Raw genomic sequence first — 18,291 nt, 5'->3', positions numbered from 1 at the left:
GGCGATTCCGGAAAACTACTGAATGTAGTGCTGTCCTAATTTCGGTTCGCGAGGTTCCGATTGGACCGGCAGCGGCTCAGAACGCGAAGGGCTAGGATCTCAATAGCAGCGCGAGGCGGCAATGGCGTGGACGCGGCGGTCACCGAGCAGATGGGCGACAAAACCACTCCTCGGAAAGATCTTTGCGAAGGCGGCGTCGCGGATGCTGAGGCCGCCGGCATAGGCGCCGAAGGCGGGCATCACGGCGCGCATTCCGTCACTGGCGAAACAGCGGCGCTCCATCGAGCGGCCGCGCGCGGAGACGCGCGCCTTCGGATGCAGATGGCCGGCGATCTCGCCGCGCGCACCGGTCGGCTCGTGACGGAAGGTGATCGGGCCGATCGCGATTTCGTCGGCGATGGTCCCGCCCAGATCGCGCGGCAGCGCCGGATCGTGATTGCCCGCGATCCAGATCCAGTCGCGCCCCGCCTGGAGTGCGGCAACGGCATCGCGATCGTCCGCCGACAGACGTTCATGCGCGGTGCGATCGTGAAAGCTGTCGCCAAGTGCGATGACCGCGCGGGGATCGTGACGGGCGACGACCGCGGCGAGCCGACCGAGCGTTGCCACCGTATCGTAAGGCGGCAGCAGCACGCCGCGCGTCGCGAAGCTGGAGCCCTTTTCCAGATGCAGGTCGGAAACGACCAGCAGGCGCTGCTCTTCCCAGAACAACGCGCCGGAGAGATCGGCGTGGAGCGCGATGCCTTCGACATCGACACTGCGCGTCGTCGTCACCGAAAATGCCACTTGCTCTGTCATGGCCAGGTATAGCCGTCCGAAGGACGGCGTCGCTTTCGCTCGCCTATGCCCGGCCATCCACGTTCCTGCCGCGGCAAAAAAGACGTGGATGCCCGGGTCAAGCCCGGGCACGACGATGTGGATGTATCAGCGCATCTCACTGGCAAAATTCTCTACGACATCGCCTCTTTGACCAGCTCGTCGGCGGCTTCCGCCAACAGCTCGTCTCCAGCTTCGCCATAGACTGACTCGCGGCCGATTTCCAGCATCACGGGGACGGCGAGCGGGGAGACGCGGTCGAGTTCCCGATGCGTGATGTGGCCCTGGATGCGGGCGAGCATGTCGCCGAGACGGCGCAGATCGAGCAGGCCGGTGGCGGCGTCGGCGCGGGCGGCGCGCAAGAGGACATGATCGGCCTGGTGTTTTCGCAGGACGTCGTAGACGAGATCGGTCGAGAACAGCACCTGGCGGCGGCTCTTCTCCTCGCCGGTGTGGCGGCGCGCGATCAGGCCGGAGATGATCGCGCAGTTCCGGAACGTGCGTTTCATCAGCGCGGATTCGGCGAGCCACGCCTCGAGGTCGTCGCCGAGCATATCAGGGTCGAACAGCGCATTCAGGTCGATCCTGCCGTCCCGGATCATGAAGGACATGTCGCCGAGGGCCCAGACCGCGATCGCATATTCGTTGGCGACGAAACCGAGCGGCCGGGCGCGGGCGCGCTCCAGTCGGCGCGTCAGCAGCATGCCGAGCGTCTGGTGCGCAAGGCGCCCCTCGAACGGATAGCAGACGAGGTAATGTTTGTTGGCACGCGGAAAACTCTCGACCAGAAGCTCGCGCACGGCCGGCACGCGCGACACCTCCCTTTGCAGCGACAGCCAGTCGCGCACCTGCTCGGGCAAGCCGTTCCACGCGCGCCCGTCATCGAGCAGCCGGCGCACGCGTTCGGCGAGATAGGTCGAGAGCGGAAACTTGCCGCCCATATAGGACGGCACTTTCGGGTCCTTGTCGTTGGCGCGCGAGACATAGACCTGGTCCTCAACCAGGGTCTCGTAGCGCACCACCTCGCCGCTGAACACGAAGGTGTCGGCCGGGCTCAAGCCTTCGATGAAAGCCTCCTCGATCTCGCCGAGCAGCCTGCCGCCGCGCGCGATCACCGAGCCCGCCCCGCCGCCCCGCGAACGCACCAAGCGCACCTTCAGCATGTCGTCCGCGACGATGGTGCCGACATTCATCCGGTAGCTCTGCCGCACTTTTGGATTGGCGACGCGCCAGCGCCCCTCCTTGTCCTGCCTGATCCGGGCGAAGCGCTCATAGGTCTTCAGCGCGTAGCCGCCGGAGGCGACGAATTCGACGACGTCGTCGAAGTCCTGCCGCGAGAGGTTTGCGTAGGGCGCAGCGGTGCGCAATTCCTCGTAGAGTTCGTCGGAGAGAAACGGCTCGCCGCAGGCGCAGCCGAGCACGTGCTGGGCCAGCACATCGAGCGCGCCGGTCCGCAAGGGTGGCGTATCCTGTGCATTGTCGGCGATGGCATCGATCGCAACGCGACACTCCAGCACCTCAAAACGGTTCGCCGGCACCAGCACGGCGCGCGAGGCTTCGTCGAGACGGTGATTGGCGCGGCCGATTCGCTGCATCAGGCGCGAGGAGCCCTTGGGCGCGCCTATGTTGACGACGAGATCGACATCGCCCCAGTCGACGCCGAGGTCGAGCGAGGAGGTGCAGACCACGCCGCGCAGTCTGCCCGCTGACATCGCGTCCTCGACCTTGCGGCGTTGGGCGACGTCGAGCGAGCCGTGATGCAGCGCGATGGCGAGCCCGTCGTCGTTCATGCTCCAGAGATTCTGGAACAGCATCTCGGCCTGGCTGCGGGTGTTGACGAAGACGAGCGTGGTCTTGTTCGCCTTGATCAGCTCATAGATTTCGGGAAGCGCATGGCGCGCGCTGTGGCCGGCCCAGGGCAGCCGCTCGCGCGTGTCGAGCATCTCGACCAGCGGCGGCGCCGCGCCGCCGGCGATGACGATGTCGGCGGCCGCCTCCTTCCCGCCGGGCTGCGGCACCAGGACGCGCGCAAGCTGGTCCGGCTCGGCCACGGTCGCCGACAGGCCGATCGCACGCAGCTGCGGCGCCAGCCGCCAGAGCCGCGCGAGACCCAGCGACAACAGATCGCCGCGCTTTGACGTCACCAGCGCATGCAGCTCGTCGAGCACGATGCGCCTCAGCGAGGAAAATAGAAACGGCGCGTCGTCCGAAGAGAGCAGCAGCGCAACCTGCTCCGGTGTCGTCAGCAGGATATCAGGCGGATAGCGCCGCTGCCGCTGTCGCCGCGACACCGGCGTGTCGCCGGTGCGGGTCTCGACCTTGATCGGCAGCCCCATCTCGGCAACCGGCCGCTCCAGGTTGCGCGCGATGTCGACGGCGAGCGCCTTGAGCGGCGAGATGTAGAGCGTGTGCAGGCCGCCACTGCGTTGCAGGGTGCGGCCGGTGGAGACCACGGATTTCGCTGGAGCTACCGGCGCAGAACTCAGCTCCACCAGCGTCGGCAAAAATCCCGCCAGCGTCTTGCCGGCGCCGGTCGGCGCGATCAGCAGCGCCGAGCGATCCTCGCGCGCCTTCTCCAGCAGCGCCAATTGATGTGCGCGCGGCGACCAGCCGCGGGCCGCGAACCACGCCCGGAAGCGGTCGGGCAGCAGCGCGGCCGGCTCAGCCGATGTTTTGAGGATGCGGGGCGGCACGGCGTTACAGGTAAGCCGTGAGCTCGGGTTCGTCGAGGGGGTGGTTGGGCAGGATGCGTCCACAGCCGTCATGGCCGGGCTTGTCCCGGCCATCCACGTTCTTGCCACACGAAAGCAAAGACGTGGATGCCCGGGACAAGCCCGGGCATGACGAGTTTGTGGAGCTATTGCCCGCTCAACACGCCACGCATTCGTGGAGGGAGAACCCCTACTCCGACATCGGCTTGTCGGAGATGTCCCAGTCCTTGCCGGTGAAGGTGGAGATGAAGAGCGTCTTCATCGGCGTGTAGTCTTCTGGCGTGTAGCTGTAGGTGACGCCATCGAGGAAATAGGGCGAGTGGAAGCCGTTGAGAGTCGAGGCCTGCTTCAGCACGTTGGCGCGGGTGAGATCGTCGCCGCAGCGGCGCAGGATCTCGCCCATGGTCACGGCCTGGCCGTAGCCGGCAAAGGCGATGGTGTTGTCGGGATCGATGGCCGGCATGTACTTCTTGCGCAACTCCTCGAACGCCATCACGTCCGGATCTTTCTCCCATTTGGGCAGACCGACTTCCTTGTTGTAGCGGATGGCGACGATGCCGGTGGCGTTCTCCAGGCCCGCGGCGTTGAGAATCGAGCGGCCGGTCGAGCCGGCCGACAAGAGTTGCAGCGGCTTCCAGCCAAGCTCGGCCACCTTCCGGATCGACTGCGACGACGCCTTGCCGGTGGAGATGTTGTAGAAGACGTCCGCGCCCGACTTGGAGAGGTTGATGAGCTGGGAATCGACGGTCGGATCGGTCAGATCGTAGGTCTGCTCCATGATCACCTGAGCGGTGCCGCCGGCATCAGCCAGTACCTTCTTGAACGGCCCCAGGAAGTCGCGGCCGAAATCGTCGTTCTGGTAGAGGATGCCGACCTTGGCGTTCGGCTTCACGCTGACCACGTGCCTTGCGAGAATGCGCGCCTCGGTCGGATAGAGCGGCAGGCCCGCCATCGTCCATTTGAACTCTTTCGGATTGTTCCACTTCGACGCGCCGGTGTTGAGCAGCAGCTGCGGCACGCCCTTGGAGTTCAGGTATTTGTGCACGGAGGTCTGCGGCGCGGTGCCGAGCGAGCCGTAGAGCGCCAGCACCTCTTCCTGCTCGACCAGGCGCCGCGTCGCCTCGACGCATTTCGGCGCGCTGTAGGCGTCGTCCATGGTGAGGAACTTGACCTTGCGGCCGTTGATGCCGCCCTTCTCGTTCAGCATCTGGAAATAGGCTTCGCCGATGCGCCCGAGCACGCCGTAGAGCGAGCCGGGCCCGGAATGCGGCACGGTCTGCCCGATCTTGATCTCGGTGTCGCTGGCGCCGGCATCGTATTTCTTGTCTGCGGCCCATACATAGGGCGCGGGCAAGGTGGATGCAGCGATGGCGGTGAGCGCGGCGGCACTGAAATCGCGCCGCGATGGATTCTTCGACATTATTTGTTTCTCCCTGGTGCGCACATAGTGCTGGCATCGCCGCATGCGTCGCAAGTGGGAAGTCGTCGCTTTGCGACGCAATGACGCCCGAATCGCTTCGCCGCAGCGCCTAGACTCAAGTTTTCTCGGCGACGACCACGAGACCACGCACGGGCTCGTTGTTCTCGATCCGAGGCGAGGCCGTTGCCAACGTCAGGAGCTTGAGCCCGGCCTCCGCAATCGCGCTGCGAACATATTCTGTAGAATGGGCGTAGCGCAGGCCTGCGCCGAGAACCACGCCATCGCCGTCATGCGTCTCCAGCGTGAAAGCGAGCACGCCATTGGGCGCGAGCACGCGCCCGGCTTCGATGAGCACCGGTGCGAGATCGGAGAGATAGACGAACGCATCAGCCGCGACGACGAGGTTCGCGCTCGCATCACCCTTCGTGCGCAGGCCTTCGATCATGTCGGCGACCTCGAGCTCGGCATAGAGACCTGTGGCGCGCGCCTGTTTGATCATGCCGACCGACAGGTCGATGCCGATGAAATGATCGACCTGCTTTGCGAAGGCCGCGGCCGCCAGCCCCGTGCCGCAGCCGAGATCGATGGCACGCTTGAACAAAGCGGGCCTCTTCGCGGCGACGCGCGCGGCCACCACCGCCTTGAAGATCAGCGACGGCGCGCGATAATCGAGATCGTTGATCAGCACATGCTCGAAGCGCGGCGCATATTGATCGAACAGCGCCTGCACATAGGCTTTGGGCATCTCGGACAATTGCTCGTCGCCGAGGCGCATCAGATGCAGGTGAGCGCCGTGCTGATCGCTCGGATCGGACTCGCGCGATTTTCGAAAGGCCGCGATGGCTTTGTCGCGCTCGCCGAGCTGGCTGCTGATTTCGCCGAGCGTGAACCAGGCCGAGGTGAAATTCGGCGCGAGCTCGATCGCCTGCTCCAGCAGGTCGGCGGCGGCGGACAAGTCGCCCTTGAGCTGGAGATCGCGCGCGAACTCGAAGCGGCGGTCGGCCCTGAGGTCGCCGGAGGTCAGGAACAGGCGCAGGGACATGGAACTCGGCTCGTCACTGCCGGGCTTGCCCCGACAATCCATCAAAAAAATCACGTTTTAAGAGGATGGACGCGCGGGTCAAGCCCGCGCATGACGGGTGAATTCGGGGCGCCCGCTGCCTATATCGTCTGCATGCGTCCGCAAGACATCCTGCTGCCAGTTGCTGCCGGCCTGTGCTGCAAGCCCGGCGGCTTCCATATCGACCCTGTCCGTCCCGTCGAGCGGGCCGTGATCACCCACGGCCATTCCGACCACGCCCGCGCCGGTCATGGCGCGGTGCTGGCGACACAGGAAACGCTGGACATGATGCGGCTGCGTTATGGCGAGAATTTTGCGGGGTCGACGCAAGCCATCGGCTATGGCGAGGAGATCCGGCTCGGCGACGTCCGCGTGAAATTCCATCCGGCCGGTCATGTCCTTGGCTCAGCGCAGATCGCCGTGACCTGCAAGGACACCTGCATCGTCGCCTCTGGCGACTACAAGGACGCGCCCGACCCGACTTGCACGCCGTTCGAGCTCGTGCCCTGCGACGTCTTCATCACTGAAGCCACGTTCGGCCTGCCGGTGTTTCGGCATGGCGATGCCGCCGACGAGGTGAAGAAGCTGCTGGCCTCCGTTGCATTGTTTCCCGAGCGCGCGCATCTGGTCGGCGCCTATTCGCTCGGCAAGGCGCAGCGCGTGATCGCCCTGCTGCGCCAGGCCGGCTATGACGCACCGATCTATTTGCATGGCGCGATGGAGACGATCACGCACTACTATCAGAGCCGCGGGATCGAGCTTGGCGAGCTGCGGCTGGTGAAGGGCGTGAAGAAGGCGGCGCTTGCCGGCACCATCACGCTGGCGCCGCCGTCTGCGACCTCCGATCTCTGGACGCGGCGCTTCCCCGATCCCGTCACCGCCTTTGCCTCGGGGTGGATGCGCGTACGCGCCCGCGCGCGGCAGCGTGGCATCGAACTGCCGCTGGTGATCTCCGATCATGCCGATTGGGACGGCCTCACCGCGACCATTGCCGCAACGGGTGCGGGCGAGATCTGGGTCACCCACGGCCAGGAAGACGCGCTGGTGCATTGGTGCCAGAGCAAAGGTTTGCGGGCGCGGCCGCTCGATCTCGTCGGCTATAGCGACGAGGAGGAGAGCGAGACGCCGCTCCCTGACGGGGCCGAAGCATGAACCGGTTCGCCGAACTGCTGGACCGCCTCGCCTACGAGCCCGGCCGCAACAACAAGCTGCGGCTGATCACCGGCTATTTCCGCGAGGTCGGCGATCCCGACCGCGGCTACGCGCTGGCCGCGCTGACCGGCGCGCTGAGCTTCAAGCATGCCAAGCCGGCGCTGATCCGCGATTTGATCACGGCGCGCACTGATACCGTGCTGTTCGGGTTGTCGTACGACTATGTCGGCGATCTCTCGGAGACGGTGGCGCTGATGTGGCCGAAGACGGCAATGGCCGCCCACAACAACCCGCCTTCCCCAACCCTCACCGAGGTCGTCACCACACTCCGCACCCTCGGCAAGGCCGAGCTGCCAAGGCAGCTCGAACGCTGGCTCGACGAGCTGGATGAAACCGGCCGCTGGGCGCTCTTGAAGCTCGTCACCGGCGCGTTGCGCATCGGCATCTCCGCGCGCCTGGCGAAGACCGCGGCGGCTGCGCTCGGCGACAAGGATCCGCATGACGTCGAGCTGATCTGGCCGGGGCTCGCGCCGCCCTATCCCGAGCTGTTCGCCTGGCTGGAAGGCCGCGGCGAAAAGCCGGTCAATCGCGATCCCGCGCCGTTCCGCCCCGTCATGCTGGCGCACGCGATCGAAAACACCGATTTCCAGAGCCTCGATCCCGCCGACTACATCGCCGAATGGAAATGGGACGGCATTCGCGTGCAGGCGGTGGCAGGCCGCGACGAGCGCGGCCACATCACCGCGCGGCTCTATTCGCGGACCGGCGAGGACATCACAGGCAGCTTTCCGGATCTGGTGCCGTCGCTGCGACTAGCAGGCGCGATCGACGGTGAACTCCTGATCCTGCGTGATAGCCGCGTGCAGAGCTTCAATGTTCTGCAACAGCGTCTCAACCGCAAGGTGGTGTCGCCAAAGCTGATCAAGGAGTTTCCGATACATCTGCGGGCCTATGACCTGCTCGGCGACGACGAGAACGATCTCCGCGAACTACCTTTCTCCGAGCGGCGCGAACGGCTTGAGGTCTTTATCAAGAAGCTCGACGACCCTCGGATTGATCTTTCGCCCACAGTCCCCTTCGCAAGTTGGGACACGCTCACGGCCGCGCGCGCTGATCCGGCGAGCGCGGGCGCAGGTGAGGACGCCGACGCCGTCGAAGGCGTGATGCTGAAGCGGCGCGACGCGCCCTATCTGCCGGGACGGCCGAAGGGACAGTGGTGGAAATGGAAGCGCGATCCGCACGTGATCGATGCCGTGCTGATGTATGCGCAGCGCGGCCACGGCAAGCGCTCGTCCTATTATTCCGACTACACTTTTGGCGTCTGGGCCGAAGGCGATGGCGGCGACGAGCTGGTGCCGGTCGGAAAAGCCTATTTCGGCTTCACCGACGAGGAGCTCTTGCAGATCGACCGCTTCGTCCGCCGCAACACCACGGAAAAATTCGGCCCCGTCCGCCATGTCGTGCACGAGGCGGACAAGGGGCTGGTGCTGGAAGTCGCCTTCGAGGGCCTTCAGCGCTCCCCGCGGCACAAATCCGGCGTCGCAATGCGTTTTCCCCGCATCAGCCGGCTGCGCTGGGACAAGCCGCCACGGGAGGCCGACCGGCTGCAAACGCTGGAAAAGATGCTGAAAGTGGAGGCGGCTGAGATTGAAGCGTGAGGCGTGCAGCGATCACCCTCGATGTCGCCCCGGTGGAGGTGCGCTCCCTCTCCCGCCTGCGGGAGAGGGTTGGGGAGAGGGTATCTCCACAGTGGGATTCGCCAAGAGGCGAAAGCCCTCACCCGCGGCTTCGGCGCGACATCTCCCGCAAGCGGGAGAGGTTGCAGCCAGCCCGCGGCATGTGCTTGTCCGAATTAAAATCCCGTAAGCCGATTGACGGCCTGTTGCGGGTTCCCCATGTGCCCGGCGGTGCCCTATAATGGGGGTCGAATCCGCCCAAGGAGTTTGCGATGGCCCACGACGTCAGAGATTTGCCGGCCGGCCGCAGCGATGGCCTGAACCGCTTTCTCGGCGGCTCGCCGCTGGCGGTCGCATTCCGCCTGGTGCTGCTCTCGATCCTGGTCGGCGTCGTGCTGGCGGCGATCGGCTTCGATCCCTGGAATATCATTTACAGCATTCGCCTGCTGTTCCAGCGGCTGTGGGATCTCGGCTTCGACACCATCAACTGGCTGTGGCGCTACTTCCTGCTCGGCGCCGTCATCGTGGTCCCGATCTGGCTGCTGATGCGCGTCTTCGGCGCGCCGCGCCGCTGAACCTTCACGGAGGCCGCAGCCGATGCAATTACGCTTTATCGGCTGCGGCGATGCCTTCGGCTCCGGCGGCAGACTCAACACCTGCTTCCACGTCTTGGGGCGCGAAGCCAACTTCCTGATCGATTGCGGCGCGTCGGCTCTGCCGGCGCTGAAGCGGCTCGACATCGACCGCAATGACATCGACCTCATCCTGATCACGCATTTCCACGGCGACCATTTTGCCGGGCTGCCGTTTGTCCTGCTCGATGCGCAATTCTCGCGGCGAACCCGGCCGCTCACCGTCGCGGGCCCGCAAGGCATCGAGACGCGGCTGAAGCAGGTGATGGAAGCGCTGTTCGAGCACTCCTCCAAGACCAGGCAACGCTTCGAGCTGTCCGTCATCGAGCTCGCGCCCGGGCAAAGCCAATCCTTCGGCGCGGTGACGGTGACGCCTTACCCGGTCGTGCACGGCGAATCCGGCGGGCCATTCCTGGCCTACCGCGTCGAGGTCGAAGGCCGCACGCTCGCCTACAGCGCCGATACCGAATGGACGGAGACGCTCATTCCGCTGGCGCATGGCGTCGACCTTTTCATCGCGGAAGCCTACATGTACGAGAAGGTGGTCAAGAACCATCTCAGCCTGAAGACCTTGGAACAGCATTTGCCAGAAATCGGCGCAAAACGCCTCGTCCTCACCCATATGAGCGACGATGTGTTGTCGCGCCTCGACGACATCCAGCATCTCACCGCCGAAGACGGCATGGTGCTCGTGTTCTGACATGCACGCGCCCGTTCATCCCAGAGTCGGCAGCCGCCAGGTGTTCGCCATCGCCGGTCCCGCGATGGTCGCGAACCTCACCACGCCGCTGATCGGCGTGGTCTCGACCACCGCGATCGGACGGCTCGACGATGCCGCGCTGCTCGGCGGCGTCGCGATGGCGTCCGTCATCTTCGACTGCCTGTTCTGGCTGTTCGGCTTCCTGCGCATGAGCACGCTCGCTTTCACGGCGCAGGCGCTCGGTGCCGGCGAGACGCGCACGCTGACCGCCATTCTCGCGCGCGGCTTCATCGTCGCCGGCCTGATCGGGACCGCGCTGATCGCGCTGCAACTGCCGCTGACCGCAGTGCTGTTCGACATGATGGGCGGCAGCGAAGGCGTCACGCGCGCCGCAAAGACCTACTTCATGATCCGGATATGGTCGGCGCCGCTCGCGCTCGCCAACTACGTCATCCTCGGCTGGCTGATCGGCCTGGCCCGCGCCAATCCGGCGCTCGCGCTCCAGGTCGTCATCAATCTCGTCAACATGGTGGCGACGATCCTGCTGGTGCTGGTCTACGACACCGGCATCACAGGCGCAGCGATCGCCGCGCTGCTGTCGGAAGCGGTCGGATTGGGGCTCGGTGTGATCGTCTGCCGCCGCTATGCCGGGGGCGGCTTCGCAGTGCCTTTCGCAACCCTGTTCGACCCGGACAAGCTGATGCGGATGCTGGCGGTGAACTCGGACATCATGATCCGCACCGCGGCGCTGATCGCTGTGTTCCTGTTCTTCACCGCCAAGGGCGCGCGGTCCGGCGACGTCACGCTGGCCGCGAATTCCGTGCTCAACAATTTCCTTTTGGTCAGCGCCTTCTTCCTCGATGGTCTTGCGAACGCAGCCCAGCAGCTCTGCGGCCGCACGCTTGGGGCGCGCGATGCCAACGGTTTTGCGGCCTCGACCCGGCTGGTGCTGCTGTGGGGGCTCGGCTTTGCGCTGGTGGTATCGGTGCTGTTCGCCTTGTTCGGGCCGCACCTGATCGATTTCATGGCGGCCAGCGAAGCCGTTCGCCGCAGCGCGCGCGAATTCCTGCCGTTCGTCGTGCTCGCGCCCATACCCGGCGTGTTCGCCTTCGGCTTCGACGGCATCTATATCGGCGCGACCTGGGCGCGCGAGATGCGCAATCTGATGCTGTTATCGCTCGCGATCTTTCTCGGCACTTGGTGGGCGCTGCAATCGTTCGGCAATGCCGGACTATGGAGCGCGCTGATTGCCTCCTACGTCTCGCGCGGCGGCTTGCAGGCCGCACGCTATCCGGCGCAATTCAGGGCGACGTTCCCGAAGCCGTAGCCGTACGTCGTAGCCCGGATGGAGCGCAGCGTAATCCGGGGCCTTCGCGTCCGCGGATCGATTCCCGGATTGCGCTTCGCTCCATCCGGGCTACGAAGATTGCGGCGGCGACCTACGTCGCCACCACCGCCGGGATCGGCAGCGCAGTGACCGACTTGATCTTCTCCATCGCAAAGCGCGAAGTGACGTTCTTCAGCGGCACGGCGCTGATCAGCTTCTTGTAGAACACGTCATAGGCCTGCATGTCCGCGACGACGACGCGCAGCATGTAATCGACGTCGCCGGCCATGCGATAAAACTCCATCACCTCGGGCATGGCGCTGACAGCTTCGGCGAACTTCTTCAGCCAGGCGTCCGAATGGTCGGCGCTCTCGACTGACACGAACACGGAGATGCCGAGCCCGATCTTGTTCTGGTCGACCAGAGCCACCCGCTTCAGGATCACGCCATCGGCCTCCAGGCGCTGGATGCGCTTCCAGCAGGGGGTCGAGGACAGGCCAACGCGGTCGCCGATCTCGGCAACTGACAGCGAGGCATCGTCCTGGAGTACCATCAGGATCTTGCGGTCGATGGCGTCGAGCCGGCGGCTGGTCTCGGGGAGCTGGACAGCGAGGTCAGTCATTTGAAGAACTTTGTTCCATTATGAGGGCTTCTTTCCGTCATATAGAGAAAATTCTTCTATCGCAAGCCTATAATCTCGGCGGGTGATCCAACTCGGATTTCGACTTCTCTTGCAGAAATTCTTCAACTTCAATGTGTTGCGGGGCGGCCAGGCCGCCGCCATGGCGGGTGCATTTCAGCGCTGCCGCTGCCGCGGCGAATCGCAGCGCCTCCCGCACATCGCTGCCTTCGGCAAGGCGAAGCGTGAAAGCGCCATGGAAGACGTCGCCGGCGCCGAGCGTGTCGATGGCCTCGACCGGAAAGGCCGGCGTTTCCTCGAGCTCACCCGCCTCGTTCAGCCAGAGCGTGCCATGCGCGCCGCGCGTGGCGGCGAGGAACGCTGGCGTCAGCTCGGCTAGGCGCTTCAACGCGCCGCCATCGTCGGCGATGCCGGCCGTCTCCTGCACCTGCTCGCTGGCGAACAGCAGGTGCGAGGCGGCCGTGAGCAGGTTGTCCTGCAACGACATCGCGCGATCGACGCCGGCGATGACGGGAATGCCGCGCTGGCGCGCCTCGGTGCAGAGGGAGGTAGCAAACGGCGCGCAGCGGCTCTCGACGAGCAGCGCCTGACAATCGGCCAGCAGTACGTCGGCGTCCGGCAGCTTCACCGTCCACAGAGCGGGATCGCGATAGATTGTGAGCGTCCGCTCGCCCGAGGGCTCGATCATGATCGCCGAAACGGGCGTGGTCAGGCCCGGCATGCGCACGACGTGGCTGGTGTCGATACCCTCTGCGGCCATCCGTTCGAGAATGAAGCCGCTCGACGTCTCACCGGTGTCGCCCATCGGTCCGGCGAGCGCAACACGCCCGCCAAGCCGGGCGATGGCGATCGCGGCATTGAGCGCGTTGCCGCCGCAGATCTCGGCTAGATGGCTGGCGTTCGCTTTGCTGCCGCGCTCGGGCACGGCCTCGACGCGAAAGGCGAGGTCGCGCACGGGGATGCCGATGCAGAGGATGCGCGGCGCGGTCCCGGATGCGGCCATCGGCGGTCTCGGCTCAAGCGCCGCTCTTGTCGCGCACCCAGCGGCCGAGCAGATGATGGGCAATGGCAAAGGGATGCGGGCCGGCGAGCCCGTCCGGATGCGTTCGGGTCAGCATCAGGGCGGCCTCCTCGCGCGTGAACCAGCGCGCGTCCTCCAGCTCGGAATGGTCGACGACGACGTCCTCGTTCAGCGCGCGGGCGCTACAGCCGATCATCAGCGAAGACGGATAGGGCCATGGCTGCGTCATGTAGTACTGCACGTCGGTGCAGCGGATGCCGGACTCTTCCAGAATCTCGCGGCGTACCGCGTCCTCGATGGTCTCGGCGGCTTCGACGAAACCGGCGAGGCAGGAATACATGCCCGGCGGAAACTGCTTCTGGCGGCCGAGCAGGCACTTCTCGCCGGAGGCGACCAGCATGATCACGACCGGGTCGGTGCGCGGGAAATGCTCGGCCTTGCAAGCAGGGCAGTCGCGCTTCCAGCCGCCTTCCTTCATCGCGCTGCGCGTGCCGCAATTGGCGCAAAAACCGTGGCGCTGATGCCAGCTCACCATCGACTTCGCCATCGCGACCGCCGAGAGCTCTTGCGGCGCGATCGCGCCCTGCATGGCCATGCCGCGCAGCTCGGTGAGGGCGTAGTCCTGGCCTCCGACCAGCTTCTCGGCCGCGGCCTGCGACATCCCCATGCCGAACACCGCGGCGCCGTCGCGCAAGCCTAAGAAGATCGTGCCGGGATTGGCGCCGCATTTCAGCGCCTCGTCGATCGACAGCAGCGCACGCTTTGCTTCGCCTTCGTGCTTCACCAGCAACGAGTCGCGGTGGACGACATAGGCGCGCGACGTCGGCTTCCGCTCCATCGCGAACAGCTTTTCGTCATCGCGGCGCAGATGCGCGGCGCGGTCGAGGACGTTGGTGACGAAGGCCGGCTGTCCCAGCGGAAACGAGTCGAATGCTGACATTTCTTGTTCTTTCAACCCAACCAGATCTTGCGCCGAAGCGCGCTGATGAAATTCTGCACCTCGCTGGCGTCATGCGCCAAAGGCTGCATCACGCCCCAGACAGGCCGCGGCCAGGCGGCGTCACCGGTGCGGCGCGCGATGATGTGGACGTGAAGCTGCGGCACGAGGTTGCCGAGAGCTGCGATGTTGAGCTTGTCGCATTTTGTGATCTCCTTCAGCGCGCGCGAGACGCGGGAGATCTCGGTCATCAGCTGCGCCTGTTGCACCTCATCAAGATCGATGATCTCGACCGCGTCGGGTCGCCGCGGCACCAGCAGGAGCCAGGGATAATGCGCGTCCTTGATGACGAGCACCTTCGACAGCGGCAGGTCGCCGATATCGATGGTGTCGTCTTTCAGGCGGGAGTGCAGCGACCAGGCGGATTCGGACATGAAGGTTTCCGGATGGCCCGATGGGATCGGGCTTGTTCGGTCCCGAGCATACGATACGGAGTCCGATAGGGGAAGGATGGGGCTCCGCTGCCGCTGCATACGCGGTCGTCGTCCCGGACAAGCGAGCGCAGATCCGGGACCCATAACCCCAGGGAGTGGTTATTGCGCGAACTGGCAACTCGGAGTCTTCGCCAAACTCAATCCTCTGGTTATGGGTCCCGGGTTCGCGCTTTGCGCGCCCCGGGACGACGGTGAGAGTGTCGCCTACGCCTCCGCCAGCACGCGCGCATTGGCGCGGACGGAGGCCTCGCTGACGCAGATGCCGAGGCCCGGCCCATCGGGCACCACGACATGGCCGGCGCGGTTGGCGACGCGCTCTTCCAGCACGTCCTCGGTCAGCACATGATGCGGCATGTAGAATTCGCAGCCGAGCGAGATGCCCGGCGTCGCCGCGATCAGCTGCGTGCCTGCGGCGAGCCCAATCCCGCCCTCCCACAGCGTGCCGCCATAGCCGGGCAGGCCGGCGATATCGGCGATCGCCATGATCGCCTGGGCCTCGAACAGGCCGCCGGCCTTCATCAGCTTGATCGAGACCGCATCGGCCGCCTCGCGGCGCACCACCTCCATCATGTCGCGGCGGTCGAAGCAGCTTTCGTCGGCGAGCACGGGTGTTTCAAGCGCCGCAGTAAGCTGCGCCATGACATCGAGAAATTTGCGCTGCACCGGCTGCTCGATGAAGGTCGGCGCGAACTGCTCGACGTCGCGCAGGATCTTGATGGCGCCGAACGGCGCCAGCGCCTGATTATAGTCGACGCGAAGATCGACCGTGTCGCCGAATTCGTTGCGGATCGCTTCGAGGTGATCGAGATCCTCGCGATGCGGTTTGACGCCGGTCTTGACCTTGTAGATGACATTGCCGTCGGGAACCATTTTCCGCATGCGCTCGAGATCGGCGGCGAAATCGGGATCGGCGATCGAGAAGGAGAGGGGGATCGTGTCGCGGACGCGGCCGCCAAGGAGGTCTGCGACCGAAAGCCCGGACGACTTGCCGACGATGTCGAGCAGCGCCATCTCGATCGCGACCTTGGCCTCGGCGTGTCCGACCAGCGCACGATCGAGCTCGGCCATCAGCGCGCGGATGCGGCGCACCGGCTTGCCGAGCACGATCGGCCGCAGATAGATGTCGAGCGCGGAGAACGCCGCTTCCGGCGTTCCCGTGAACACCTCCCACGGCGCCGCCTCGCCCCAGCCGACCACGCCGTCGCTTGCGGTGAGCTCGATCAGCACGCGCTTGACCGTGCCCTTGACGTTGCCGACGCCCTGGAGGCGCGCCATCTTGATCGGGCTCTCGATCAGGAACAGCCTGAGACGTTCGATTGTGGCTTCGGTCATGTCAGGCCTCCATTGACGTGCCAGACCTGGCCGGTGACGTAGGACGTTTTCGGCGACGCCAGGAAGGCGATGATCTCGGCCACTTCCTCCGGCCGCCCGCGGCGGTTCATCGGGATCAGCACTTCGGTCGCGGCGATCTGTTCGGGCGAGAGCCGGCTCTCGCTCGGTCTGTCCTTGACGATGAGGCCCGGCGCAACCGCGTTGACGGTGATGCCGTCCCTGGCGAGTTCGACCGCAGTCAGCCGCACCAGCGCTTCCAGCGCGGAGCGGCTTGCGGCGGTCGCAGCGAAGGGCGCGAATTCCGGGCGGATCGCGTGCGCCACGAACGACGACACCGCGACGATCCGCGCATCTTGCCCCGCACGCAGCAGCGGCAGCGCGGCGTCGACAAGCCGTGTGAACGCCAGCGCAGACTCTTCCATCGCCTGGCGGAATTGATCTGCCGGCGTGCCGATGGCGCTGCCGCGGCGGGCATGGCCGCCAACCAGGATCAATCCATCGAGCCGGCCGAAGGCGCGCTGTGCGGCAGCGACGGCATCGGTGGCCGCGGCCTCCTCGGCGAGATCGCCGAGGCATTTTGCGACGACCGCGCCTTCTGCTTCGGCTTCGGCCGCCGTGGCATCGAGACCGGCTGCGTTCGAGCGTGTGTGCAGCAGCAGCGCGGTCCCGGGAGCCGCGAGCAGTCTTGCGGTGGCGCGGCCGATGCCGCTGGCGGCACCGGTGACGAGATAGGCGCGGTCGATATTTGGCATCATGGTGCTGCGTTGGCCGGCGGAAGTGCGCCGGTGCGGTGGAAATGGCTGAGGAAGGCGCGCGTCGCGGCCTGCTGCGGATTATCGATCACCTGCCGCGCCGCACCTTCCTCGACGACGACGCCATCGCGCATGAAGATGAGGCGATCGGCGACCTCGCGGGCGAAGGCGATCTCATGGGTCACGATCACCATGGTCATGCCTTCCGAGGCCAGCCGCTGGATGACGGCGAGCACCTCGCCCACGAGCTCGGGATCGAGCGCGGAGGTTGCTTCGTCGAACAGCATCACGTCCGGCTCCATCGCGAGCGCGCGCGCAATTGCGACGCGCTGCTTCTGCCCGCCGGACAGCGTCGCCGGATATTGATCGGCCTTTTCCGCTAGGCCCACTTTGGCAAGCTGCGCACGCGCGAGCTTCTCGGCGTCGGTCTTGGCCATGCGCCGCACCGTGACCGGCCCCTCGATGACGTTCTGAAGCGTCGTCATATGCGGGAACAGGTTGAAGTGCTGGAACACCATGCCGGTGGTGGCACGGAATTTTGCCAGCGTTCTCACGTCGGACAGTTTTGCGCCTTCCCCGAACGCAAAGCGCGTATCCCCGACACGGACGCTGCCGCCGTCGGGCACGACCAAAAGATTGATACAGCGGAGCAGCGTCGACTTGCCCGAGCCCGACGGTCCGATCAGCGCGACGACGCCGCCCTTGGCGACGTCGAGGCTGATGTTCTTCAAGACCTCGTTGCTGCCAAAGCTCTTGCGCAAGCCGCGGATCTCGATCTTCGAGGTGATCTTGGAGGTGATCTTGGAGGTCTCGCTCATTCGCTGCCCGCCAGTCGCTTCTCGCCACGACGGACGATGATGGTCAGGGGGATCAGGATCGCCGCATAGGCGACCGCGACCGCCGTGTAGGTCTCGAGCGGCCGGTAGCTGTCATGGGCGGCGACCTGGCTCTGATAGACCAGATCAGGCACAGCGAGCACCGAGACCAGCGAGGTGTTCTTGAACTGGATAATCGACTGGTTCATCAGCGCCGGGATCATGCGCTTGATCGCCTGCGGCAGCACGATCCGCCGCATGCTCTGCCCCGGCGTCATGCCGAGCGCGGCACCGGCTTCGGACTGGCCGCGATCGATCGAAACGATGCCGCCGCGGATGATCTCGGAATAGAACGAGCCGCCATAGAGCGACAGCGCGAGCGCCGAGGCCGTGATCGGAGTCATCTCGACGCCGGCCAGGATTGGCAGCGCGTAATAGAACCAGATCAGCTGCACCAGGATCGGCGTGCAGCGGAACGCCTCGATGAAGGTGAGGGCGACGAGGCGCACGGCCTTGAAGCGCGACAGGGTGCCGAAGGCGCCGAACAGGCCGAAGACAAGACCGAGCACGACGATGACCACAGTAAAGCCGACGGTGACGCCCAGGCCGTTGAGAAAGAGCCAGCGATAGCTCCAGAGGATGCCGAAGTCCCACTGATACATATTCTTTTGGACCTCAGTCGCGAAGAAATCTGTTTTTGCAGAGCGGCGTTCTCACTGCACCTCTCCCGCTTGCGGGAGAGGTCGGCGCGAAGCGCCGGGTGAGGGTTCTTTCCTCTGGGGGAGGCTGGTCGGCGGAGACACCCT

At 65.4% G+C, this 18,291-nt stretch carries 17 protein-coding genes; 5 read left to right on the top strand and 12 right to left on the bottom strand.

Annotated elements, in window-relative coordinates; translation table 11 throughout:
- Positions 1-99: 99 nt before the first annotated feature.
- From pdeM to IVA80_RS26530, 4 genes are all read right to left on the bottom strand, one after another.
- Positions 100-798, bottom strand: a complete 699-nt coding sequence (gene pdeM, locus IVA80_RS26545; RefSeq protein ID WP_247437247.1) for a ligase-associated DNA damage response endonuclease PdeM — start codon at positions 796-798, stop codon at positions 100-102.
- A gap of 152 nt (positions 799-950) precedes the next feature.
- A complete protein-coding gene (locus tag IVA80_RS26540; RefSeq protein ID WP_247437271.1) occupies positions 951-3,509 on the bottom strand; it encodes a ligase-associated DNA damage response DEXH box helicase in 2,559 nt (852 codons plus the stop codon).
- A gap of 208 nt (positions 3,510-3,717) precedes the next feature.
- Positions 3,718-4,947, bottom strand: coding sequence for an ABC transporter substrate-binding protein (locus tag IVA80_RS26535; RefSeq protein WP_247437245.1), 1,230 nt, complete (start codon positions 4,945-4,947; stop codon positions 3,718-3,720).
- Between the two features lie 115 nt (positions 4,948-5,062).
- Positions 5,063-5,989 carry a methyltransferase domain-containing protein gene (locus IVA80_RS26530; RefSeq protein WP_247437243.1) on the bottom strand — a complete coding sequence of 309 codons (927 nt, stop codon included), beginning with the start codon at positions 5,987-5,989 and terminating at the stop codon, positions 5,063-5,065.
- Positions 5,990-6,121: 132 nt separating this feature from the next.
- Between IVA80_RS26530 and IVA80_RS26525 the strand changes: the two genes are divergently transcribed.
- The 5 genes from IVA80_RS26525 to IVA80_RS26505 all read left to right on the top strand — a co-directional run bounded on the left by IVA80_RS26525 (position 6,122) and on the right by IVA80_RS26505 (position 11,494).
- Positions 6,122-7,159, top strand: a complete 1,038-nt coding sequence (locus tag IVA80_RS26525) for a ligase-associated DNA damage response exonuclease (protein ID WP_247437269.1) — start codon at positions 6,122-6,124, stop codon at positions 7,157-7,159.
- Positions 7,156-8,817, top strand: a complete 1,662-nt coding sequence (locus tag IVA80_RS26520; protein ID WP_247437241.1) for a cisplatin damage response ATP-dependent DNA ligase — start codon at positions 7,156-7,158, stop codon at positions 8,815-8,817. The genes IVA80_RS26525 and IVA80_RS26520 overlap by 4 nt, the downstream gene beginning before the upstream one ends.
- Before the next feature lie 290 nt (positions 8,818-9,107).
- Positions 9,108-9,410, top strand: a complete 303-nt coding sequence (locus IVA80_RS26515; protein ID WP_247437240.1) for a DUF6460 domain-containing protein — start codon at positions 9,108-9,110, stop codon at positions 9,408-9,410.
- A gap of 22 nt (positions 9,411-9,432) precedes the next feature.
- Positions 9,433-10,167 carry an MBL fold metallo-hydrolase gene (locus IVA80_RS26510; protein ID WP_247437239.1) on the top strand — a complete coding sequence of 245 codons (735 nt, stop codon included), beginning with the start codon at positions 9,433-9,435 and terminating at the stop codon, positions 10,165-10,167.
- A gap of 1 nt (position 10,168) precedes the next feature.
- The gene (locus IVA80_RS26505; protein ID WP_247437238.1) at positions 10,169-11,494 is read left to right on the top strand and encodes an MATE family efflux transporter; all 1,326 of its coding nucleotides are present in this window, start codon (positions 10,169-10,171) and stop codon (positions 11,492-11,494) included.
- Positions 11,495-11,606: 112 nt separating this feature from the next.
- Here IVA80_RS26505 and IVA80_RS26500 read toward each other — a convergent pair whose 3' ends face one another.
- The 8 genes from IVA80_RS26500 to IVA80_RS26465 all read right to left on the bottom strand — a co-directional run bounded on the left by IVA80_RS26500 (position 11,607) and on the right by IVA80_RS26465 (position 18,147).
- Positions 11,607-12,116: an Lrp/AsnC family transcriptional regulator gene (locus tag IVA80_RS26500; protein ID WP_247437237.1), complete on the bottom strand. Its 510-nt coding sequence runs from the start codon at positions 12,114-12,116 to the stop codon at positions 11,607-11,609.
- Positions 12,117-12,183: 67 nt separating this feature from the next.
- Positions 12,184-13,137 carry a sugar kinase gene (locus IVA80_RS26495; RefSeq protein WP_247437236.1) on the bottom strand — a complete coding sequence of 318 codons (954 nt, stop codon included), beginning with the start codon at positions 13,135-13,137 and terminating at the stop codon, positions 12,184-12,186.
- Positions 13,138-13,150: 13 nt separating this feature from the next.
- Entirely contained in the window at positions 13,151-14,095 is a 945-nt protein-coding gene (nudC, locus tag IVA80_RS26490) for an NAD(+) diphosphatase (protein WP_247437235.1), read from the bottom strand.
- An 11-nt stretch (positions 14,096-14,106) separates the two neighbouring features.
- A complete protein-coding gene (locus IVA80_RS26485) occupies positions 14,107-14,526 on the bottom strand; it encodes an HIT family protein (protein ID WP_247437234.1) in 420 nt (139 codons plus the stop codon).
- Between the two features lie 264 nt (positions 14,527-14,790).
- Positions 14,791-15,918, bottom strand: coding sequence for a muconate cycloisomerase family protein (locus IVA80_RS26480; RefSeq protein WP_247437233.1), 1,128 nt, complete (start codon positions 15,916-15,918; stop codon positions 14,791-14,793).
- Complete coding sequence (locus IVA80_RS26475) at positions 15,915-16,670, bottom strand: SDR family oxidoreductase (RefSeq protein ID WP_247437231.1); 756 nt, start codon at positions 16,668-16,670, stop codon at positions 15,915-15,917. Before IVA80_RS26475 ends, IVA80_RS26480 begins: the two co-directional genes overlap by 4 nt.
- On the bottom strand, positions 16,670-17,488 hold the full coding sequence (locus IVA80_RS26470) for an amino acid ABC transporter ATP-binding protein (RefSeq protein WP_247437229.1): 819 nt from the start codon (positions 17,486-17,488) through the stop codon (positions 16,670-16,672). The genes IVA80_RS26475 and IVA80_RS26470 overlap by 1 nt, the downstream gene beginning before the upstream one ends.
- Entirely contained in the window at positions 17,485-18,147 is a 663-nt protein-coding gene (locus tag IVA80_RS26465) for an amino acid ABC transporter permease (protein ID WP_247437227.1), read from the bottom strand. The genes IVA80_RS26470 and IVA80_RS26465 overlap by 4 nt, the downstream gene beginning before the upstream one ends.
- Positions 18,148-18,291: the final 144 nt, after the last annotated feature.

Origin of the sequence: Bradyrhizobium sp. 139 (genome assembly GCF_023074175.1) — a bacterium.
GTDB lineage: Bacteria > Pseudomonadota > Alphaproteobacteria > Rhizobiales > Xanthobacteraceae > Bradyrhizobium.
This window is presented reverse-complemented; position numbering and strand designations above follow the sequence as displayed.

Excerpts from the sequence above, each read along its gene's own strand:
- IVA80_RS26520 (WP_247437241.1), top strand. The coding sequence starts at position 7,156 with ATGAACCGGTTCGCCGAACTGCTGGACCGCCTCGCCTACGAGCCCGGC.
- IVA80_RS26510 (WP_247437239.1), top strand. The coding sequence starts at position 9,433 with ATGCAATTACGCTTTATCGGCTGCGGCGATGCCTTCGGCTCCGGCGGC.
- IVA80_RS26465 (WP_247437227.1), bottom strand. The coding sequence starts at position 18,147 with ATGTATCAGTGGGACTTCGGCATCCTCTGGAGCTATCGCTGGCTCTTT.
- IVA80_RS26470 (WP_247437229.1), bottom strand. The coding sequence starts at position 17,488 with ATGAGCGAGACCTCCAAGATCACCTCCAAGATCACCTCGAAGATCGAG.
- IVA80_RS26500 (WP_247437237.1), bottom strand. The coding sequence starts at position 12,116 with ATGACTGACCTCGCTGTCCAGCTCCCCGAGACCAGCCGCCGGCTCGAC.
- pdeM (WP_247437247.1), bottom strand. The coding sequence starts at position 798 with ATGACAGAGCAAGTGGCATTTTCGGTGACGACGACGCGCAGTGTCGAT.
- IVA80_RS26475 (WP_247437231.1), bottom strand. The coding sequence starts at position 16,670 with ATGCCAAATATCGACCGCGCCTATCTCGTCACCGGTGCCGCCAGCGGC.
- IVA80_RS26525 (WP_247437269.1), top strand. The coding sequence starts at position 6,122 with ATGCGTCCGCAAGACATCCTGCTGCCAGTTGCTGCCGGCCTGTGCTGC.
- IVA80_RS26495 (WP_247437236.1), bottom strand. The coding sequence starts at position 13,137 with ATGGCCGCATCCGGGACCGCGCCGCGCATCCTCTGCATCGGCATCCCC.
- IVA80_RS26505 (WP_247437238.1), top strand. The coding sequence starts at position 10,169 with ATGCACGCGCCCGTTCATCCCAGAGTCGGCAGCCGCCAGGTGTTCGCC.
- IVA80_RS26530 (WP_247437243.1), bottom strand. The coding sequence starts at position 5,989 with ATGTCCCTGCGCCTGTTCCTGACCTCCGGCGACCTCAGGGCCGACCGC.
- nudC (WP_247437235.1), bottom strand. The coding sequence starts at position 14,095 with ATGTCAGCATTCGACTCGTTTCCGCTGGGACAGCCGGCCTTCGTCACC.
- IVA80_RS26485 (WP_247437234.1), bottom strand. The coding sequence starts at position 14,526 with ATGTCCGAATCCGCCTGGTCGCTGCACTCCCGCCTGAAAGACGACACC.
- IVA80_RS26535 (WP_247437245.1), bottom strand. The coding sequence starts at position 4,947 with ATGTCGAAGAATCCATCGCGGCGCGATTTCAGTGCCGCCGCGCTCACC.
- IVA80_RS26480 (WP_247437233.1), bottom strand. The coding sequence starts at position 15,918 with ATGACCGAAGCCACAATCGAACGTCTCAGGCTGTTCCTGATCGAGAGC.
- IVA80_RS26515 (WP_247437240.1), top strand. The coding sequence starts at position 9,108 with ATGGCCCACGACGTCAGAGATTTGCCGGCCGGCCGCAGCGATGGCCTG.